At 48.1% G+C, this 2,207-nt stretch carries 2 rRNA genes; both read right to left on the bottom strand.

From position 1 onward, the window contains the following. Positions 1-46: 46 nt before the first annotated feature. Positions 47-155 (bottom strand): 5S ribosomal RNA (gene rrf / locus AC3WV0_RS18010). 210 nt (positions 156-365) lie between these two features. Then, positions 366-2,207, bottom strand: a 23S ribosomal RNA gene (locus AC3WV0_RS18005); the annotation flags it as partial.

Genomic DNA, 2,207 nt, shown 5'->3' with positions numbered 1-2,207 from the left:
AAACGCAAAAAGTCTCACACATTGCTGTATGAGACTTTTAATAAAAAACTGGCGGCGACCTACTCTCCCGCTATTCGCAGTACCATCGGCGCTGGTGGGCTTAACTTCTGTGTTCGGAATGGGAACAGGTGAGCCCCACCGCTAAAACCACCCTAAAGGCTGTATTATATTCAAGATTCCTTACATTCCCTATTCAAGATTTTGAATTTTGAATATTGAATTTTAAATTCGGAATATTGAATGATTTATCGGTAAATTTCATCACAAAGGCAAAACCAGTGTCGCACTTATAAGGCTTAAGTAAGGTTGAGGCTTAGGTTAAGATTGCTCATTACCTATTACTCATCACTTATTACCTTATATCTAGGCTATAAATCTACGGGTAATTAGTACTACTCGGCTATGCTGTTACCAACTTTACACCTGTAGCCTATCAACGTGGTCATCTCCCACGACCCTTAAAAGATGTCTCATCTTGAGGCGAGTTTCACACTTATATGCTTTCAGTGTTTATCTCTTCCAAACATAGCTACTCAGCGGTGCACCTGGCGGTACAACTGATACACCAGAGGTTTGTTCAATTCGGTCCTCTCGTACTAGAATCAAGCCCTCTCAAACATCTAACGCCCGCAATAGATAGAGACCGAACTGTCTCACGACGTTCTGAACCCAGCTCGCGTGCCACTTTAATGGGCGAACAGCCCAACCCTTGGGACCTTCTCCAGCCCCAGGATGTGACGAGCCGACATCGAGGTGCCGAACCTCCCCGTCGATGTGAGCTCTTGGGGGAGACTAGCCTGTTATCCCCGGAGTACCTTTTATCCTATGAGCGATGGCCCTTCCATACGGAACCACCGGATCACTATGTCCTGCTTTCGCACCTGATCGACTTGTAGGTCTCACAGTCAAGCACCCTTATGCCATTACACTCTACGCACGGTTACCAAGCGTGCTGAGGGTACCTTTGAAAGCCTCCGTTACTCTTTTGGAGGCGACCACCCCAGTCAAACTACCCACCACGCAATGTCCTTCTGAAAGAAGTTAGGCTCCAAGTAAGTAAAGGGTGGTATTTCAACGTCGGCTCCACCAACACTAGCGTGCCGGCTTCAAAGCCTCCCACCTATCCTACACATTACTTACTCAAAGTCAATACGAAGTTATAGTAAAGGTTCACAGGGTCTTTTCGTCCCATTGCGGGTAATCGGCATCTTCACCGATACTACAATTTCACCGAGCTCGTGGCTGAGACAGTGCCCAGATCGTTACACCATTCGTGCAGGTCGGAACTTACCCGACAAGGAATTTCGCTACCTTAGGACCGTTATAGTTACGGCCGCCGTTTACTGGGGCTTCAGTCAAACGCTTCGGTTACCCTAACGCCCTTCCTTAACCTTCCAGCACCGGGCAGGTGTCAGACCCTATACAGCATCTTTCGATTTAGCAGAGTCCTGTGTTTTTGATAAACAGTCGCCTGGGCCTCTTCACTGCGGCCACCATTGCTGATGGCGTCTCTTCTTCCGAAGTTACGAGACTATTTTGCCTAGTTCCTTAGCCACGACTCACTCGAGCACCTTAGGATTCTCTCCTCGACCACCTGTGTCGGTTTTGGTACGGGTTGCTTCACTTCGGCTTTTCTTGGATCAGATTACACTACAGCAGCTTCGCCCGAAGGCTAGGCCTTGACACTTCCGTCCGTCTTTAGTAGCTACATCCAACCGTCCCCTTTTTAGTGTGAGCAAGTATGGGAATATTAACCCATTGTCCATCCACTACCCCTTTCGGGTTCGCGTTAGGTCCCGACTAACCCTCAGCTGATTAGCATGGCTGAGGAAACCTTAGTCTTTCGGTGAGGGGGTTTCTCGCCCCCTTTATCGTTACTTATGCCTACATTTTCTTTTCTATAAGCTCCACAAAGCCTCACGACTCTGCTTCGACGCCGATAGAATGCTCTCCTACCAGATGTAATATAATTACAAATCCATAGCTTCGGTATTCTGTTTATGCCCGATTATTATCCATGCCGGACCGCTCGACTAGTGAGCTGTTACGCACTCTTTAAATGAATGGCTGCTTCCAAGCCAACATCCTAGCTGTCAATGCAGTCCAACCGCGTTGCTTCAACTTAACAGAAATTTGGGGACCTTAGCTGTTGGTCTGGGTTCTTTCCCTCTCGGACATGGACCTTAGCACCCATGCCCTCACTGCCG

The organism is Chryseobacterium sp. 27AL, from assembly GCF_057815395.1.
Note: the sequence above shows the minus strand (reverse complement) of the source record. Positions and strands in the feature narration are given on the sequence as shown.